Annotated in this window: 16 protein-coding genes and 1 tRNA gene; 8 read left to right on the top strand and 9 right to left on the bottom strand. The window is 71.5% G+C overall.

Annotated elements, in window-relative coordinates:
• Positions 1–64 precede the first annotated feature (64 nt).
• Positions 65–1345 (bottom strand): ferritin-like domain-containing protein, encoded by a 1281-nt coding sequence (locus AC3CF1_RS23065; protein WP_488451246.1) that lies wholly within the window; start codon positions 1343–1345, stop codon positions 65–67.
• A gap of 32 nt (positions 1346–1377) precedes the next feature.
• Positions 1378–2463 (bottom strand): Gfo/Idh/MocA family protein, encoded by a 1086-nt coding sequence (locus AC3CF1_RS23060; RefSeq protein WP_488451245.1) that lies wholly within the window; start codon positions 2461–2463, stop codon positions 1378–1380.
• Between the two features lie 505 nt (positions 2464–2968).
• Here AC3CF1_RS23060 and AC3CF1_RS23055 point away from each other — a divergent pair.
• The 3 genes from AC3CF1_RS23055 to AC3CF1_RS23045 all read left to right on the top strand — a co-directional run bounded on the left by AC3CF1_RS23055 (position 2969) and on the right by AC3CF1_RS23045 (position 4666).
• Complete coding sequence (locus tag AC3CF1_RS23055) at positions 2969–3268, top strand: hypothetical protein (protein WP_488451244.1); 300 nt, start codon at positions 2969–2971, stop codon at positions 3266–3268.
• A 3-nt stretch (positions 3269–3271) separates the two neighbouring features.
• Positions 3272–3658 carry a hypothetical protein gene (locus AC3CF1_RS23050; RefSeq protein WP_355160783.1) on the top strand — a complete coding sequence of 129 codons (387 nt, stop codon included), beginning with the start codon at positions 3272–3274 and terminating at the stop codon, positions 3656–3658.
• A gap of 267 nt (positions 3659–3925) precedes the next feature.
• A complete protein-coding gene (locus AC3CF1_RS23045; RefSeq protein WP_488451243.1) occupies positions 3926–4666 on the top strand; it encodes a hypothetical protein in 741 nt (246 codons plus the stop codon).
• Between the two features lie 183 nt (positions 4667–4849).
• On the opposite strand, the gene AC3CF1_RS23040 is transcribed toward AC3CF1_RS23045, so the two are convergent.
• A complete protein-coding gene (locus AC3CF1_RS23040) occupies positions 4850–5290 on the bottom strand; it encodes a winged helix-turn-helix transcriptional regulator (RefSeq protein WP_355160781.1) in 441 nt (146 codons plus the stop codon).
• A 124-nt stretch (positions 5291–5414) separates the two neighbouring features.
• Between AC3CF1_RS23040 and AC3CF1_RS23035 the strand changes: the two genes are divergently transcribed.
• The 3 genes from AC3CF1_RS23035 (at position 5415) to AC3CF1_RS23025 (ending at position 6967) form a co-directional block, all read left to right on the top strand.
• Complete coding sequence (locus AC3CF1_RS23035) at positions 5415–5903, top strand: SRPBCC domain-containing protein (RefSeq protein WP_354983599.1); 489 nt, start codon at positions 5415–5417, stop codon at positions 5901–5903.
• Positions 5904–5988: 85 nt separating this feature from the next.
• Positions 5989–6552 (top strand): NADPH-dependent FMN reductase, encoded by a 564-nt coding sequence (locus AC3CF1_RS23030; RefSeq protein ID WP_354983598.1) that lies wholly within the window; start codon positions 5989–5991, stop codon positions 6550–6552.
• A gap of 145 nt (positions 6553–6697) precedes the next feature.
• Positions 6698–6967: a hypothetical protein gene (locus AC3CF1_RS23025; RefSeq protein ID WP_354983632.1), complete on the top strand. Its 270-nt coding sequence runs from the start codon at positions 6698–6700 to the stop codon at positions 6965–6967.
• Here the strand turns inward: AC3CF1_RS23025 and AC3CF1_RS23020 are convergent.
• The 6 genes from AC3CF1_RS23020 to AC3CF1_RS22995 form a co-directional block, all read right to left on the bottom strand.
• Positions 6946–7022, bottom strand: a tRNA-Ala gene (locus AC3CF1_RS23020). The two genes, AC3CF1_RS23025 and AC3CF1_RS23020, sit on opposite strands and share 22 nt — an antisense overlap.
• Before the next feature lie 392 nt (positions 7023–7414).
• Positions 7415–8197, bottom strand: coding sequence for a divisome protein SepX/GlpR (sepX, locus tag AC3CF1_RS23015; protein ID WP_185755188.1), 783 nt, complete (start codon positions 8195–8197; stop codon positions 7415–7417).
• Positions 8198–8374: 177 nt separating this feature from the next.
• A complete protein-coding gene (locus AC3CF1_RS23010; RefSeq protein WP_099850333.1) occupies positions 8375–9025 on the bottom strand; it encodes a GNAT family N-acetyltransferase in 651 nt (216 codons plus the stop codon).
• A gap of 109 nt (positions 9026–9134) precedes the next feature.
• Positions 9135–10448, bottom strand: coding sequence for a molybdopterin molybdotransferase MoeA (locus tag AC3CF1_RS23005; protein ID WP_210795046.1), 1314 nt, complete (start codon positions 10446–10448; stop codon positions 9135–9137).
• On the bottom strand, positions 10445–11407 hold the full coding sequence (locus AC3CF1_RS23000) for a UTP--glucose-1-phosphate uridylyltransferase (protein ID WP_088951398.1): 963 nt from the start codon (positions 11405–11407) through the stop codon (positions 10445–10447). Before AC3CF1_RS23000 ends, AC3CF1_RS23005 begins: the two co-directional genes overlap by 4 nt.
• A gap of 9 nt (positions 11408–11416) precedes the next feature.
• The gene (locus AC3CF1_RS22995) at positions 11417–13729 is read right to left on the bottom strand and encodes a GGDEF domain-containing protein (protein ID WP_488451242.1); all 2313 of its coding nucleotides are present in this window, start codon (positions 13727–13729) and stop codon (positions 11417–11419) included.
• A 112-nt stretch (positions 13730–13841) separates the two neighbouring features.
• Between AC3CF1_RS22995 and AC3CF1_RS22990 the strand changes: the two genes are divergently transcribed.
• On the top strand, positions 13842–14492 hold the full coding sequence (locus tag AC3CF1_RS22990; RefSeq protein ID WP_488451241.1) for a 5-formyltetrahydrofolate cyclo-ligase: 651 nt from the start codon (positions 13842–13844) through the stop codon (positions 14490–14492).
• 62 nt (positions 14493–14554) lie between these two features.
• A complete protein-coding gene (locus AC3CF1_RS22985) occupies positions 14555–14971 on the top strand; it encodes an FmdB family zinc ribbon protein (RefSeq protein WP_099850327.1) in 417 nt (138 codons plus the stop codon).
• Positions 14972–15082: the final 111 nt, after the last annotated feature.

The following is a 15082-nucleotide window of genomic DNA, read 5'->3' as shown; positions in this document are numbered from 1 at the left end:
CTTCACGGTTGCGCACTGTCGCCGAAGCGACAAAGTGGAGCCGCCGGACCTGCCGCCGGCGTCCTCAGTAGGCGTAGCGGGCGAGAAGGTACACGCTGAGCTGCCTGCCGTCGCGCACCACCACCACGTCTCCGGTCACGACGTCCCCCTTGCGTCGGTAGACCTGGTAAGACGGCGCGTCGAAGCGCCACCCGATCGTGCCCGGAATTGCCGCGGCGGGAAGCGGGAAACCCGGATCGGTCGGCGCCATCGTCGATGGCTCTGCCGGTACGGCGGCCCAGCCGTCAAGGATCCGGTCCAGGCATCCCTGGGACGTGGTGAAGTGCAGGTACAGCTGGCCCATCGGTCCGGTCATGTCCTCGGCGTTGCTGTACCGGAGGCCGTCCACGTCACACGGCAGGCTGACCTCGTAGTGCGGCAGTATGTCGTCCTCGAAGTCGCCCCGGGTCACACCGAACAGCCCGTCCGGGTGCCGATAGGGCCCCGGACCCCAGAAGTGCGCGGGCGGGTAGAGCGCCACCGCCAATCCGGCGATCACCAGCAGGATCGTGCCCCAACGCCAGAGCCGCGTCCTGGTTCTCCGAACCGTCGAAGCCATCTCGGGCTGCTCGGCCTCGGTCGTGGGGGTGGTCAGGCGAACCTCTCGGCGAGGAACGAACAGCACCTCCCGTACGACCGGCCGGAACAGCGTCGCGGTATCGGCGATGAACCGGAGCCGGCCGACACCGAGCAGACGCAGCGCGGCGCCGTGCCCGTAAGCGACCACGACGACGGCGCCGAGCAGCAACGCCCACCACCCTGCGGCCAACGCCGCCCGTACCGGTCGGCTGCGCCCGTCCCATGCCTCGCGTAACCGCTCGGTGTGGAACGGCACGTGCCTCTGCTCGTCGGTCAGGATGCGGGCGCCCACGTCCGTGAGCAGCGGATCGGCCGTACCGTGACGAACGGATCGGTAGTAGCGCAACGCGACCACCTCGGCGACCATCAGCGTCATCAGTTCCAGCCGCAACCCCAGGGCGCGCCGAATCGCCACGAAGACCCGGTCGGTCCAGTGACCGTCAATGACATCCCCGCCCGTGCTGAGCAGCAGTTGCTTGAGGAGACGGGCGTGGTTCTGCTCCTCGGCGACGAACAGTCGCACCGCCGCCAGGTAGCTCGGATCACCAGCACGGGCGCTCTTCCGGATGAGGTTCGCGCCGTCGCCGTCCTCTCCGGCCTGGAATCTCTGCAGGCTGCGAATGAGTGCTCGCGACAGTGGACTCCCCTCGTCCCACGGTGGATCCGGCTCCTCTCGGCGACGCTCGGCGTTCTCGGTGAACTCGCTTACCCAGGTCTCGAATCCCATGTCGCTTCCCCCGTTCTTCCACAATCGTGGAGCTACCGCCCCCACGCCTCGGCGTCGGTGACGACCGGCCGGCCGGTGCGTACGGATTCTTCGATGGCGAGGCTGATCAGGTGGTCCTGGCAGGCTTCGGCGAGGGGATACGGGGCCGGGCCCTCCTCCCGTGTCCACGCACCGGTGCGGGCCACGATGTCGGCCACCGCGATGTCGTCGTCGGACATCCCACTGCCGACGAACGGGTTGCGATAGACCACGTCGCCGTCGAAGCTGATGTGCTTCAGGTCGAGCCCTTCCAGGTTGAGGTCGAGACCGGTCTGGCGTCGGCTCAGCGACGACTCCACCGGCGTGGTGGGGTCGACCAGGCGGACGACCCGGTCGTCCACCAGCTCACCGCGCGAACCCCGCACCACCAACCGGCGGGTCCGCAGCGGGTTCCACCACTGGTTGTCGGTGAAGTCGTACAAACCCATCCGCCCGCCGAAGTCGATTGTCGCGAGGGTCGTGGAGAGCTGCTGCGGGGTGTCGTCACCACTCCAGCCGGCCGGCGACAGCGGGTTGGCCAGCGGCGCGACGAAGGCGCGCGCGCTGACCTCGGCGCTCTCGTGACCAACCCCGAGCAGGCCACGGATCAGCGACACCGCGTGGTACAGGTGGGTGGAGGAGATCTGCACCGATGTCGGCTCGCCGAGCACCCCGGCACGGAGCACCGCCAGGCGGGCCGCGTGCCCCGGCATCAGCAGGTACTGCTCGGCGACCTGCACCAGACCGCTGCCGCCGACGTCCGCCCAGAGTGAGCGCAGCCCGGCCAGGTCGGGGGCGGGCGGCGTCTCGGCGAGCACCGGCACGCCGGCCACGACCAGCTCGCGGGTCACGTCGGGCGTCACCGGCCAGGGCACCGACACGATGACGAAGTCCGGTCGCTCGTGGGCCAGCAGGTCGGCCGTCGTGCGGAAGGTCGGCACGCCCCACTCGGCCGCCACCTCGGCACCACGCGATTCGGTACGCGTCACCACCCCGGTCACCCGCATCCGATCGGGCAGCAGTCGAGCCAGTCGCAGGAAGAACTCACCGCGCCAGCCACTGCCGACGACGCCGAACCGGGTCTGGGCCACCGAAGTCATCTGGGCTCCTCACGTAGAGGTCCGGATGCTAACCGTTCCGGGGCCACCTTCTTCGCTACGGTTGTGCTGATGACCATCGACCCGTTGCGCGCCGCACCCGTGCTGGTGCCCGATGCGGGACCGCCCCTGGATTACTACCTCGTCCTACCTCGACCCGACGGCCGCGTACCGACGGCCGCTGTGGAGGGCGTCCTCGTCGAGGAGTTCACCCGCCACCACGACTTCAGCACGACGGGGCTGGACAGCGCAGGCTGGACGCCGGAGGCCGGCTGGTGGAGATCCGCCGCGCTGAGCCGCGCCATGCGCACCGACCCCGAGCTGCTGTCGCGGGTGGTCCCCACCTCCCGCTGGGAGGCCGAGGAGGCCTACCACTCGCTCGGTGGTGCGCGACTGCCGGACGAGTCGGTGCTCCGTACGCACTTTCTCGACCATCACCCGATAGCCAGCGCCCCACCGCTGCGGGCTCGGCCCCGCACACCCGCCGGCCGGCTTCCACGAGCGGCGGGTGTACCGCGTCCTCTTCGCCAAGGATCTCCACGCCGAGCAGCTGAGGAGCCTGCGGACAGCCTGGCGGACACCGGCGGGCGGCACGAGCGCGTCCGCCGCGAGCGGTCGTCTCGACAAGGGTGCGGACCAGATCACCTGGGAACTGCGGCGGGTCGGCCATCACCTCGCCTGGTGTCTCGACGTGACCGTCCTGCTGACCACCGATGCGGCCGAGGCGGTGGGCGTGACTCTGAGCGACCTGACCAACGTCCTACGGCAGCACGGCTTGATACCCGTGACGACCGAACGCTTCTCCTAGCGCGTGGCACCGACCACCGGACTGCCGGCCTCGATCCACCTTGAGATCGGTGTCTCGGGCTTCGCGGACGGTGCCTGGCTCCTGGTCATCGACCACGAGACCGAGACCGGCGGTGTCCCGGAGGCCGTCTTCAGCCCCTACCGCACGTGTGTGAGTGTCGTGGTAGCGCTGGCCATGGCACTTGCCGTCGCCGACCTCACCGGCGGCGAGTTCACCGACGACCAGATCCAGCTGCTGCGGCCAGGCCACACCCACCCGCGCCATATGGTCACGGCGACTCGACTACCACCGGAGTCGGGGGACTTTGCCCAGAGGTGCGAGCGCTACCTTCGCCAGTTCGCGCATCTCGGCGGGTGGCCGCGCGACGTGTCAATGGAGCGCAGGGCCTGATATCGGTGACGACGCCCAGGACGGCCACCACCGGGACCATCCAGGCCGCCACGAGCAACAGCTTCCGCAGGTCACCGAGCCGACAGTAGGGGTGGTCGACCACCTGCCGATCCGAGGGGACCCGGGAGCAGCGGATGCTCACGTACGATCCGTTTCCGCGTGTTCCGGCAGGGGGGTACGGAAGCTGTGCAGACCGACGAACGGCCCGCCAAGAGCAATGGCAGCGAGCATCACGTCGGCCGTCACCGGAGGGTCGTTGGCACCGCGGTGGGCGTCACCGTCGCCCTCGCGCTCGTTGGCGGCATCCTCCTCAGCCGCCGCGTGCCCGACCAGGCCACGACCCAACCCCCGGGCGCGAACACGGTGCCGGCCGCAGCGCCGCCCGTGACGTCGGCCATCGGCTGGAATGCGGCGCTGGTCGCCCGCGACGACACCACCATCACCGTGTACGCCAGCCTCGGCGACACACGCTGCAAGGATCTCGTGCAACCACAGGCCACTGTCACCGAGCAGACGGACACCCAGGTCGTCGTCGCGGTGAACGGCCGCATCATCGACGCCACCGACTGCTCGATCAGCGGCACCAGGATGCCCCTCGTCGTGTCGCTTCAGAAGCCCCTCGGCGGTCGGCTCCTCCGCGACGCCGCCAGTGCGCTGCCACCACCGACCTTCTCCGAACGCGAGCTGCCGGACCTGGCCTCCGACAAGAGATGGAGTCCACATTCGAGTCAATGCGACGAGGGCTTGTGTCAGGGCTACAACGGCCCGAACGGCTCGACGCTGTTCGCGGGTGCGGGCCGAACGGTCGGAGGGGAATCCTCGGCAGCCGTCGGCACCGTCTCCATCGGCTCACGCGAGGGCACCATCACCGGCAGCCCGGAACGCTCCTGGCAGGTGCGGTGGGAGGTCGGGGACGTGACGTACTCGCTGAGGCTGACGCCCACCGAGGGCGGGACTTTCAGCCTGAAGGAGTTCCGGGCAGAACTCGCCAGGCTGAGGTGGACCTGACCTGGCGAGCTGGATGGCCCCGACCCGCCGACCCGTTGCCACGCAAGATCGGCAAAGGCCGTCTCCGACTAGCGGAAACGGCCTTTGAACTGGGGTGGAGCTGAGGGGATCTGAACCCCTGACCCCTCGATGCGAACGGTCGACTGGATTCGCGATGCGGCGGTCGCGAATGTCAGGTCGCGGCTATACGTGGGGCGAGGCGGTTGTCTTCGCGGCCGGCGTCTGGTCGAAATCGTCGCGGTTGCGGACGATGTCGCCCTGGTGGCTACGAACCCAGTGCACGAGTCCGTCCACGGCCTCGCTCAGTGAGCCGCCGAGCGGTGTCAGGGCATATTCAACCCTCGGAGGTACTTCCGGGTACGCGGTCCTGGTCACCAACCCGTCGCGGGTGAGGGCGCGCAGTGTCTGGCTGAGCATCCGCTGGGAGATGCCGGCGACCTGCTCGTGCAGCGCGGTAAAGCGCAGCGGGCCGGACGCCAGGACCGTAATGGTCAGCAGCGTCCACTTGTCGCCCACCCGCGCCAGCACGTCGCGGACGAGCTCGATCGTCTGGACGCAGTCCGGCGCGACCCCGCGCTGCGCGAGTTCGGCACCACGCAAGCGCGTCATGGCTTTGTTCCTCATGCGTCGGTACCTGACTTTTAAGTGCGTATCGGAGAGCCGGACTAAAACCCGTGGGCGCACGTTTCTTACTGATCGTAACTGACGTGCGGCCACCCCTTCGTGGTCGTGACAGCGGGAGGACAGCATGGTCCGGCACGACACCTTCACGATCTCGCGGCACCTCGACGTTCCACCGGGCGAGGTCTTCACCGCGTTTGCCGACACCGCGATCAGGCGGCGGTGGTTTCGGCTTCCCGGCAGCGAAGCTTCCTACGAACACGACTTCCGGGTGGGCGGAGGCGAGACGGCGCGCAGCACCTACACCGGGCTGGACACAGCGCCCGAACGGCTGGAGTACCGGTCGCGATACATCGACATCGAGGGCACCCACCGGATCGTCTACGGCTACGAGGCCGTCGTCGACGGCGAACTGCGATGGACCTCGCTGGTCACCGTTCGGCTCGACGCCGAAACGGACGGAACCCGCCTGGAATGGACCGAACAGGTGACGTTTCTCAGATACGAGGGCGACGGCAGTGTGGACCTGGCGCACCTGCGCGGCGCAAGTGTGCTGCGGCTGAACGGCCTCGACGCCGCGCTGCGATCCGGACGTCGGCCTCCGCAACGGCAGTGAAGCGCGTGTCGGATGGAGGTACTGATTCGCGCAACACAAGTTCTCGACCGTCAGTAATCATCGGATCAGCAGGAACGGACGACGCATGACGAACATCGGGATCATCCTCGGCAGTACCCGGCCCGGCCGGGTCGGTCACCAAGTGGCCGAGTGGGTAGCTGAGCAGGGCGGCCAGCACGACGGCATCGATGTCGAGTTGGTGGACATCGAGGACTACGGTCTGCCGATCTTCGACGAGCCCCAGTCACCGCTACTCGGCTCCTACTCCCACGCACACACAAGGAAGTGGAGCAACAAGATCGCCGAGTTCGACGGATACGTCTTCGTCACCCCGGAGTACAACCGATCGATCCCCGCGGCGCTGAAGAACGCCATCGACTACCTCTACGGCGAGTGGAACAACAAGGCGGTGGGCTTCGTCTCCTACGGCAGCAACGTCGGCGGCGCCCGCGCGGTCGAACACCTGCGCCTCATCACGGCAGGTCTTCAACTCGCTGGCGTACGCACCCAGGTCAGCCTGTCACTCGCCACCGACTTCGCCGGCTTCACCACGTTCACCCCCGACGGCCGCCACAACACCATGCTCCACCAACTCTTCACCGAGGTGACCGCCTGGGCCGACGCGCTCGCACCACTGCGCCGACCCTGACCACTCAGACCGCTCACGATGACGGTCAGGCCGCCGCCCAGGCGATGGCCTGACCGTCCCGACAGCCTCCGCAGACGGATCCAGATGCTTGACCAACAGGGCGATGAATGACGGAGAGTGCGTGACCGCGATTGTCGTGGCCGGGATGACCCCGGCCGTGGCCCTGTTCCGGTCGTTGGCGGATGAGACCCGGCTGCGGATCGTGCAGCGGCTCGCCGCCGGGGAGGCGCGGGAGGTGGACCTGACCGTCGAGTTGGGCCTGGCCCAGTCGCGGCGTCGTTCGACACTGCCCCGTGCCACGGTCCGGGGCTCCGTCCGGCGGTCAAACGACGGTCAAACGATCAACGGCGGGTTCCCGTTGAACGAGAACCCACCGTTTGACCTGCTGTTTCGTGGTGGAGCTGAGGGGATTTGAACCCCTGACCCCCTCGATGCGAACGAGGTGCGCTACCAGTCTGCGCCACAGCCCCCCACCGGCGAGCCGGCTTCGGTCCCACCCGGCTTACACCGGGCGGGCCGGCAGCAAGGCTAACAGGTCGTCGGTCCCCACCGCGAATCCGCCCCCGGCACGGCGCTCCGACCCCCCGGCTTGATCCACTCGCCTTCCCGAAAATCGGGGCATCCGGGACGCCACGACACCTCGACTTCCAGAAACCCAAGTCGATCAAGCCGGGAGCACGACCGAACCAGGCCGAGTCGGGCCAGGCCGCGCCCGACCACGCCACGCCACGCCCGACCAGGCCACGCCAGGCCCGCCCACGCCAGGCCGCGCCCGACCACAGCAGGCCAGGCCACGCCGCGCACGACCACGCCAGGCCCGACCACACCACGCCCGACGACGCCACGCCCGGCCGTCGCCGCGTCAGGCTCCGCGGCCGGCCTCGTAGGGGCGTCCGCGTAGGCCACCCGAGCGCCGGTACGAGACCGACCCGCCGTTGACTGCCGCCGGCAGGTCTCCCGGGCGGTCCAGGCCCATCGCGGCTCGGCGTACCCCCTCGCGCTGGGCGGCCAGGCGGCGTTGCGCCTCCCGGCGGGCCGCCGCCCGGCGGGCCTGTTCCCGGCGCACCTCGGCCTGCCGGGCGGCCAGCCAGGCCGCCTCGCGGGCCCGGGCGCGGCGGCGACGACGCCCAGCGAGGGCCTGACCGCGCAGGTGGACGACGTACGTGGCCAGGAGCAGGAAGGTGACCGAGAAGCCGATCCAGAAGCCGGGGCTGACGAACAGCACGCCGACGAGCTCGACGACGTTGAGGAGCAGCAGCGCGGCGAGCACCCGCCTGCGCCGGTACACGGCGGGGGTGTGCTGTCGGCGCGGCGGCGGGCGGCGGCGGGACCGCTTGGGTGCGGGTGGCACGGCGCGCAGCCGACCGGAGCGGCGGGCGGCCGGGGGCGCGGAGACCGGTGCACCCAACACCCCCGTAGTCGCGTTCTCGCTGAGGGTGACGACCAGCGAGCGCGGTGGGTGGACGGGTTGCCGTCCGGGCACAGTGCGGCGCCGTCGGCGGCGCTGGAGCACCCGCGCCGTCGACTGCGCCCGCTCCGCCACCAGCCGCTCGGTGGCGTCGTACCGGCGGACCAGCGCCGGGGCCAGGGCGAGCAGGCCGGCGGCGGCGAGGACGGCGAGGAGCACCGAGGTCGGCACCCTCACCCCTCCCGTCACCGAATTCGTCGCAACCGCCACCGGACCGCAGGATCTTCCACCGATCGCGCCTTGGTGCGTGGATCATCCGGCCGGGGAGCGCTTGCCGCAGCTTGCAGTTACTTGAGGTTACGGCGCGCCGACCGGGATGCCACCGCGCCGCGCCGATCCCGCCCGTGGGACGACTCACCGGGCGTCGGCGCGTACCCGGTGCCAGCGGGCCAACAGGCCGCCCTCGGCGGCGATCTCCTCGCTCGTCATCGCGTATCCGATGTGGTCACGCCAAGCGCCGTCGATGTGCATGTAGCGCACGTGGTACGACTCCTCGCGGAAACCCAGTTTTTCCACCACCCGCCGGGACGGCCGGTTCTCCGGACGAATGTTGACCTCCACCCGGTGCAGCCCTCCCGGGCCGAACGCGTGGTCCACGGCGAGCGCGAGCGCCGTCGGGATCACACCTCGGCCAGCGACCCGGGCGTCCACCCAGTAACCGACGTAGCCGGAGCAGAGCGCCCGCCGCACGATGCTGCCCACGTTGATGTGCCCGACCAGACGGTCCCGGTCGGCCTCGCGCAGACAGACCGCGAACGGCATTCCCTCACCCTCACGGGCGGAACGACGCTGGTCACGGTGCACCCAGCGGAACGCGGCCGGCGAGTTGAGGTCGTCCCAGGCGCCGGGCAGCGATGATTCCCAGGGTGCCAACCAGGCCCGGTTGGCCCGCCGTATCTCCGACCATGCCGCCGCGTCGGAGCGCCGGTAGGGCCGCAGCAGCACCGGGCCGTCCGCCAACTCCACCGGCCAGCCCGGTGCCCGCGGGGGTCCGAAGAGACTCACCCGCACAGTCTCCCGCGCGGGACCGTGTCGCGCGCAAGTGGACCCACCGCGTGGACCCGATGACCGCGCGGCGCCCGAGTGGCCAGCCGGCGGATCGACCGGGTCACCGTCACCGGCGGCGGTCCAACAGCAGGACGTCCACCGTGGAACCGGCGGCGGCCGTGGTGACCCGCTCGCCGAGCACCAGCAGGCCGTTCGCCTCGGCCAGCCCGGAGAGCGTGAACGGCCCACCGCTGAGAGGCTGGACCGTGTATCCACCGCCGCGTCGCTCGGCGACGTGCGCCGGCCGGAACTCGCGCAGCCCCGTCGGCGACGACACGGTCTCCAGCAGGTGCGCCCGCACGCTGGGTCGGAACACCGGCTCGGCGCCGGCGAGCAGTTGGATGGCGGGGCGGGCCAGCACCTCGAAACCGATCAGCGCGGCGCCCGGGTCGCCGGGCAGGCAGACCACCGGGACCTCCTCGGCGCCGACGGTGCCGAACCCGAGCGCGGTGCCGGGATAGAGCGCCACGTCGGTGAACGTGACCGGCCCGGCCCGGCCGCCCTCGCGGCGGGACAGGATCCGGCGCACCATGTCTCCGGGGCCGGTGCCGGTGCCCCCGGTGGTGATGATCAGGTCGGCGCGCAGGGTCTGGTCCTCCAGCAGCCCGCGCAGCCCCTCCGGGTCGTCGTCGCAGATCCCCACCCGGTACGCCAGTGCGCCCACCTCGGCCGCGGCGGCGGTCAACGCGTGCGAGTTCGCGTCCACCACCTGCCCGGGCTGACTGCCCCGACCCACGTCGACCAGTTCGTCGCCGGTGGCCACGATGACCACCCGTGGGCTGGGCCGGACCACCACGTGCCCGATGCCGGTGGCGGCGAAGACCGCGACCAGGGCCGGCGAGACGTACGTGCCGGCGCGGGCGAGCAGAGTGCCGACGGGCAGTTCCTCACCGGCTCGGCGTACCCCGTACCCCCGTTTGGGGGTGCGGAAGATCTCCACAGCGGCCATGCCCTGGTCGGTCCACTCCACCGGAACCACCACGTCCGCGGCGACCGGCAGCGGCGCTCCGGCGGCCACCGAGAAGCACGAACCCGGGGTGAGCCGGACCGGCCGCCAGCTCGCGGCACCCAGATCGCCCACCACGTTGAGCCGGATGGTCCGGCCGCCGGGCGTGCCGGAGGGGGCCGGGACATAGCTCGGGCCCCGACCCCCTCCGGAAATGTCCTCCCAGCGGGCCGCGTAGCCGTCCACGGCAGCCTGGTCGAAGGCCGGGAAGGCGTGCGGCGCGACGACGTCCTCGGCGAGGACGTTGCCGTGCGCCTGGGTGAGTTCGAGGTCGAGTGGCGGCAGCGCGCGTAACCTGCGCAGCACGCTGCCCAGGTAGTCGGCGAGCGGCGTCAACTCGTTCGCGGCCGCCTCGGCGTCGGCCGTCGCGGTCATGTACCAGATCCGCCCGCCGCGTCGGCCTTGACGAAGTCGGCCAGCCAGGAGCGGAACTCGCTGCCCAGGTCCTCGCGTTCGGCGGCGATCTGCACCACCGTCTGCAGGTAGCCCAGCGGCATGCCGGTGTCGTAGCGGGTGCCCCGGTAGACGATCGCGTGCACGGGGGTGCCCTCGGTGCGCAGCAACTCCATCGCGTCGGTCAGCTGGATTTCGCCGCCGCTGCCCGGCTTGGTCCGCCGGATCGCGTCGAAGATCTTGCCCGGCAACACGTAGCGGCCGAGCACCGCGAGGTTGCTGGGCGCGTCCTCCGGCTGCGGCTTCTCCACCATCCCGGTCACCTTGACGACCTCACCGATGTCGGTCAGCTCCGACTCGGCGGGTTCGACGGAGGCGATGCCGTACCGCTTGGTCTCGGCCGGGTCGACCTCGAAGAAGGCGAGCACCACACCGCCGGTGCGGGCCTGAAGCTCCAGCATCGCCGGCAGCAGCGGCTCCGACGGCTTGACGAACTCGTCGCCGAGCAGCACCGCGAAGGGCTGGTCGCCGACGTGCGACTCGGCGTACCCGACGGCGTGGCCGAGCCCGAGCTGCTCGGGCTGCCGGACGGTGTAGATCTCGGCCAGCTCACTGGGGCGACGCACCGCGGCCAGCCGCTCGGTGTCACCCTTCTCCTCCAGCCTGGTCTCCAGGTCTGGGCGACGGTCGAAGTGGTCCACCATCGACGTCTTACCCCGGCCGGTGATCAGCAACACGTCACCGATGCCGGCCTGGGTGGCCTCCTCGACGATGTACTGCAGAACCGGCCGATCCACCACCGGAAGCAGCTCCTTGGGCACCGCCTTGGTGGCTGGCAGGAACCGGGTGGCCAGTCCGGCGGCCGGGATGACGGCCTTGACCGCCAGGGGACGGCCAGTTGCGGCGACCGTCGATGAGGGGTTCGCTGAGTGCTCCGACATGCCGCGAGACTATCGGCCACGGCTCTGTCGCGGCGGGTGTGGCCCAGAAGACGCGCCGCCACCCGGCCCCGGCCGCGCGGCGTCCGGGCCGGCCCGCGCCCCGCCGGTCGCGCTGTCCGGGCCGTCGCCGGCCGGTTCCGGCCGCGCGTGCGCCGCAGATGATTCCGGTACGCCCACAGCCGGCTCCGACCGGGCGGGCCCGCCCGGCTCCCGGATGACCTGCGCGGGTTGACCGGCGCGCGGCAGCCCGTCGGGTGGACTGACCGCGCAGGCGAGCACCGGTATCTCCCGCGTCGGCACGTCCGGGTGCACCTCGGCGACCCGGTACGTGTCGCGGCCGGCCGCCTTGGCCGCGTAGAGCGCGTCGTCGGCGGCCTCCAGCACCTCCCGCCCGGTGCTGCCGTTGTCCGGGTAGACGGCGATGCCCACCGACACGGTCACCAGGACCGGCCCGGCGTACGCCTCGACGGCGATCGGCGTCTCGCGAACCGCCGCGCCGAGTCGCTCGGCCACGATCGCCGCGCCCCGCGCGTCGGTCTCCGGCAGCAGCAGCACGAACTCCTCACCGCCCTGCCGGAAGGCCAGGTCGACCTCGCGGATCTCGCCGCGCACCCGCCGGGCGAACTCGGCCAGCACGGTGTCCCCCGCAGCGTGCCCGTACGTGTCGTTGACGTCCTTGAAGCGGTCGAGGTCCATCGCGAGGATGCTGAGCATCCGCCCGAACCGGCTGGCCCGTTCCACCTCCCGCCGGATCGACTCGCGCAGGTAGCGGTAGTTCCACAGCCCGGTGAGCGGGTCGGTGAGCGAGAGCCGCTGCGCTTCCTCGTGCACCCGCACGTTGTCCACCGCCACGGCCGCGTGACCGGCGAAGGTGCGCAGGGTGACCAGGTCGTCGTCGTCGAACTCGTCGGCGCCCAACCGGTCGTACAGGGCCAGCACGCCGAGTGCCGCCGCCGCTCCGGCCTCGTCGCCGGACCCGCTGAGGGTGGGCGCGGCGCCTCCGCCCGGCGCCGCGAACGGCACCGCGACGTACGTGCGGCAGCGCGGCTCACCCGACGGAACCTCGCTCGGCTCCACCCTGCCCCGCTGTGGTTCCCCGGTGGCGGCGACCGCGCCGACCACACCGACCCCCACCGGCACCCGAAGCGTCGACGACCCGTCCGTGTCGCCCTCCGGCCACCGCCCGTCCAGCCCCTCGGTGCACTGGGCGACAAGCACCCCGCCCGCCTCCACCAGCAGCACCGCGCCGGCGCGCGCCCCGGTCGCACCGATGGCGCTGTGCAGGATCACCCGCAGGATGCGTTGCAGGTCGTGCGTGCTGGCCAGGGTGTCGCCGAGCACGGCGAGGTGCCCACGAAGCTGGTCGCGGTTGCTGGTCAACGCCGCGACGTAGGAGCCGGTCTCCCGGGTCATCCGGTTGAACGCGGCGGCCAGCCGACCCAGCTCGTCGCGGCTGCGGACCGGCACGCGGGCGGTCAGGTCGCCCTGGGCCACCCGATCCACCGCACCGGCCAGCTCCACCAGCGGCCGGGTGGTCACCCGGGCCAGCCGCCAGGCGGTCAGCACGGCGAGCAGCCCGGCCAGCACGACCACCCCCACCAGCGTGGCGTGCAGCCCCGGCGGCCGTTCACTGGGCACGGAGAGCACCAGTGGCAGCGGCTGCGCGTCGGACGGCCCGATCCTCCGCACGTACCGGCCCTCGGTGGTTTCGGTGACCCGCTCGCCCTCGACGGTGCTGGCGGCGGCCAGCACCGCGTCGCGTACCTCCCGGGACTCTGTGGTGTGGGTGACCCGCGCGGCGCTCGCTCCGCTGTCGAGCAGAGTGACCGCCACCCCGGTCACCGCCGCCAGCCGGGCCACGAAGGCCGGGTCGACCAGTTGCGCGGCGGTCACAGTGCCCCGCAGCGTGCCGGCGCGGTCGCGCAGGTCGACGTGGGCGGCCAGCGCCCGGACGGGGCTGGCCGAACCGGTGGTCGAGCCGGAGCAGTCCCGCCACGGGGTCGGCGGCGCGCCCGGCGAGACGTAGCTGACCTCGCCGGTCAGGTCGGTGATCAGCACCGCGGCGGCCAGACCCCGGCCGACCAGTTGGGCGGCGCCGACGGCGGGCTCGGCGGTGAGCGCCACCGCGTCGGCGGTGGCGCGCAGCTGCTGGCAGAGCGCGTCGACCGAGGTACGCACTGTGGACGCCGCCACCGCCAGGCGCTCGGTGGAGCGGCTGCGGTCCACGGCCGCGAGCGTGGAGGCGACGAACAGCGCGCCGAGCAGGACCGGCCCGAGCACCACCACGAGGAAGGCTGCTGTCAACCGCCCGCGTAGCGTCACTCGGTCCCCCCGGAAGTTCCGCCTCCGTTGCTTGCGATGCTGACACAGTGCAACCGTGGGAGAGGCGTTGCGTCAGGAGTGTTGCGTGCCGGAATTTTCTTATGAAGCGGAAGTGACCCGTACCGCGAAGCGGGAAGCCCGCGCCAACCTGCTCGCCCGCCGCCGCTCGCTGGCCGGCCCCGCCCGGGCCGCCGCCGCCGGGCGCGTGCAGGCCGAGCTGGTCGCCCTGGTACGCAGACTGCGCCCGCGCAGGATGACGGCGTACGTGCCGGTCGGCTCCGAACCGGGCGGCGCAGGCCTGCCGGACGCACTGCGGGCGGCGTTGCCCACCGACGCCCAACTGCTGCTGCCCGTGCTCCTCGACGACCTCGATCTGGACTGGGCGGCATATACCGGGCCCGAGGACCTGGTCGCCGCCGGTCGGGGTATGCGGGAGCCGACCGGCCCCCGCCTCGGGGTGACCGCCGTGGCGGACGCGGAGCTGGTGGTCGTACCGGCTCTCGCCGTCGACCACCAGGGCCGGCGACTCGGACGCGGCGGCGGCTCGTACGACCGCGCGCTCGCCCGGGTGCCCGGGTCGACGCTGACCGTGGTGCCCCTGCACGACGGGGAACTGGTCGAGGCGCTGCCGGCGGAGGCACACGACCGGCTCGTCCGCGCGGTCGTCACACCCGCCGACGGAGTGCGTACGCTTGACGGCGGCCCGGGTGCGGCGCATGGTGTCGCGCCCCACACGTCCGCTGGACGAACCCGGGCCGGATGACGCACCATTGGCACTCGAATAGGTCGAGTGCCAACTGGCTGAGCCCAGATCCGGAGGAGAACGTGCCCACGTACCAGTACGCCTGCACCACGTGCGGTGAGCAGCTCGAGGCGGTGCAGTCCTTCTCTGACGAGCCGCTGACCGAGTGCCCGGCGTGTCAGGGGCGGCTGCGCAAGGTCTTCAACTCGGTCGGCATCGTCTTCAAGGGCTCGGGCTTCTACCGCACCGACTCGCGGGCGTCCGGCTCCGAGACGACGGCCGGCGGCACGGCCACCAAGCCCGGCAAGTCCGAGTCGTCCTCCGGCGAGGGCTCGGGGTCGTCCGGTTCCTCCTCGTCGGGGTCGTCTTCCGGTTCGGGGTCGTCCTCGGGTTCCGGGTCGTCTTCGGGTTCGGGTTCGTCGTCCGGTGGGTCCTCTGGCGGCTCGTCGTCGGGTGGGTCGAGCGGCGGCAAGTCCCCGGCGGCCAGCTCCGCGTCCTGACCCTGGCGGCCTGAGTCCGGCGGCCTGACCCCGCCGGCCTGACCCCGCCGGCCTGACCCCGCCGGCCTGACCTCGTCGCCCTGAGCCGGCGGCCCGACCTGATCCACTCGG

Source organism: Micromonospora sp. MGP-C2 (assembly GCF_057766525.1).
Note: the sequence above shows the minus strand (reverse complement) of the source record. Positions and strands in the feature narration are given on the sequence as shown.

Bases quoted from the DNA above. Each gene is read 5' to 3' on its own strand.
- AC3CF1_RS23060 (WP_488451245.1), bottom strand. From the start codon at position 2,463: ATGACTTCGGTGGCCCAGACCCGGTTCGGCGTCGTCGGCAGTGGCTGG.
- AC3CF1_RS23030 (WP_354983598.1), top strand. From the start codon at position 5,989: ATGACGAACATCGGGATCATCCTCGGCAGTACCCGGCCCGGCCGGGTC.
- AC3CF1_RS23065 (WP_488451246.1), bottom strand. From the start codon at position 1,345: ATGGGATTCGAGACCTGGGTAAGCGAGTTCACCGAGAACGCCGAGCGT.
- AC3CF1_RS23005 (WP_210795046.1), bottom strand. From the start codon at position 10,448: ATGACCGCGACGGCCGACGCCGAGGCGGCCGCGAACGAGTTGACGCCG.
- AC3CF1_RS23000 (WP_088951398.1), bottom strand. From the start codon at position 11,407: ATGTCGGAGCACTCAGCGAACCCCTCATCGACGGTCGCCGCAACTGGC.
- AC3CF1_RS23025 (WP_354983632.1), top strand. From the start codon at position 6,698: ATGACCCCGGCCGTGGCCCTGTTCCGGTCGTTGGCGGATGAGACCCGG.
- AC3CF1_RS23040 (WP_355160781.1), bottom strand. From the start codon at position 5,290: ATGAGGAACAAAGCCATGACGCGCTTGCGTGGTGCCGAACTCGCGCAG.
- AC3CF1_RS23035 (WP_354983599.1), top strand. From the start codon at position 5,415: ATGGTCCGGCACGACACCTTCACGATCTCGCGGCACCTCGACGTTCCA.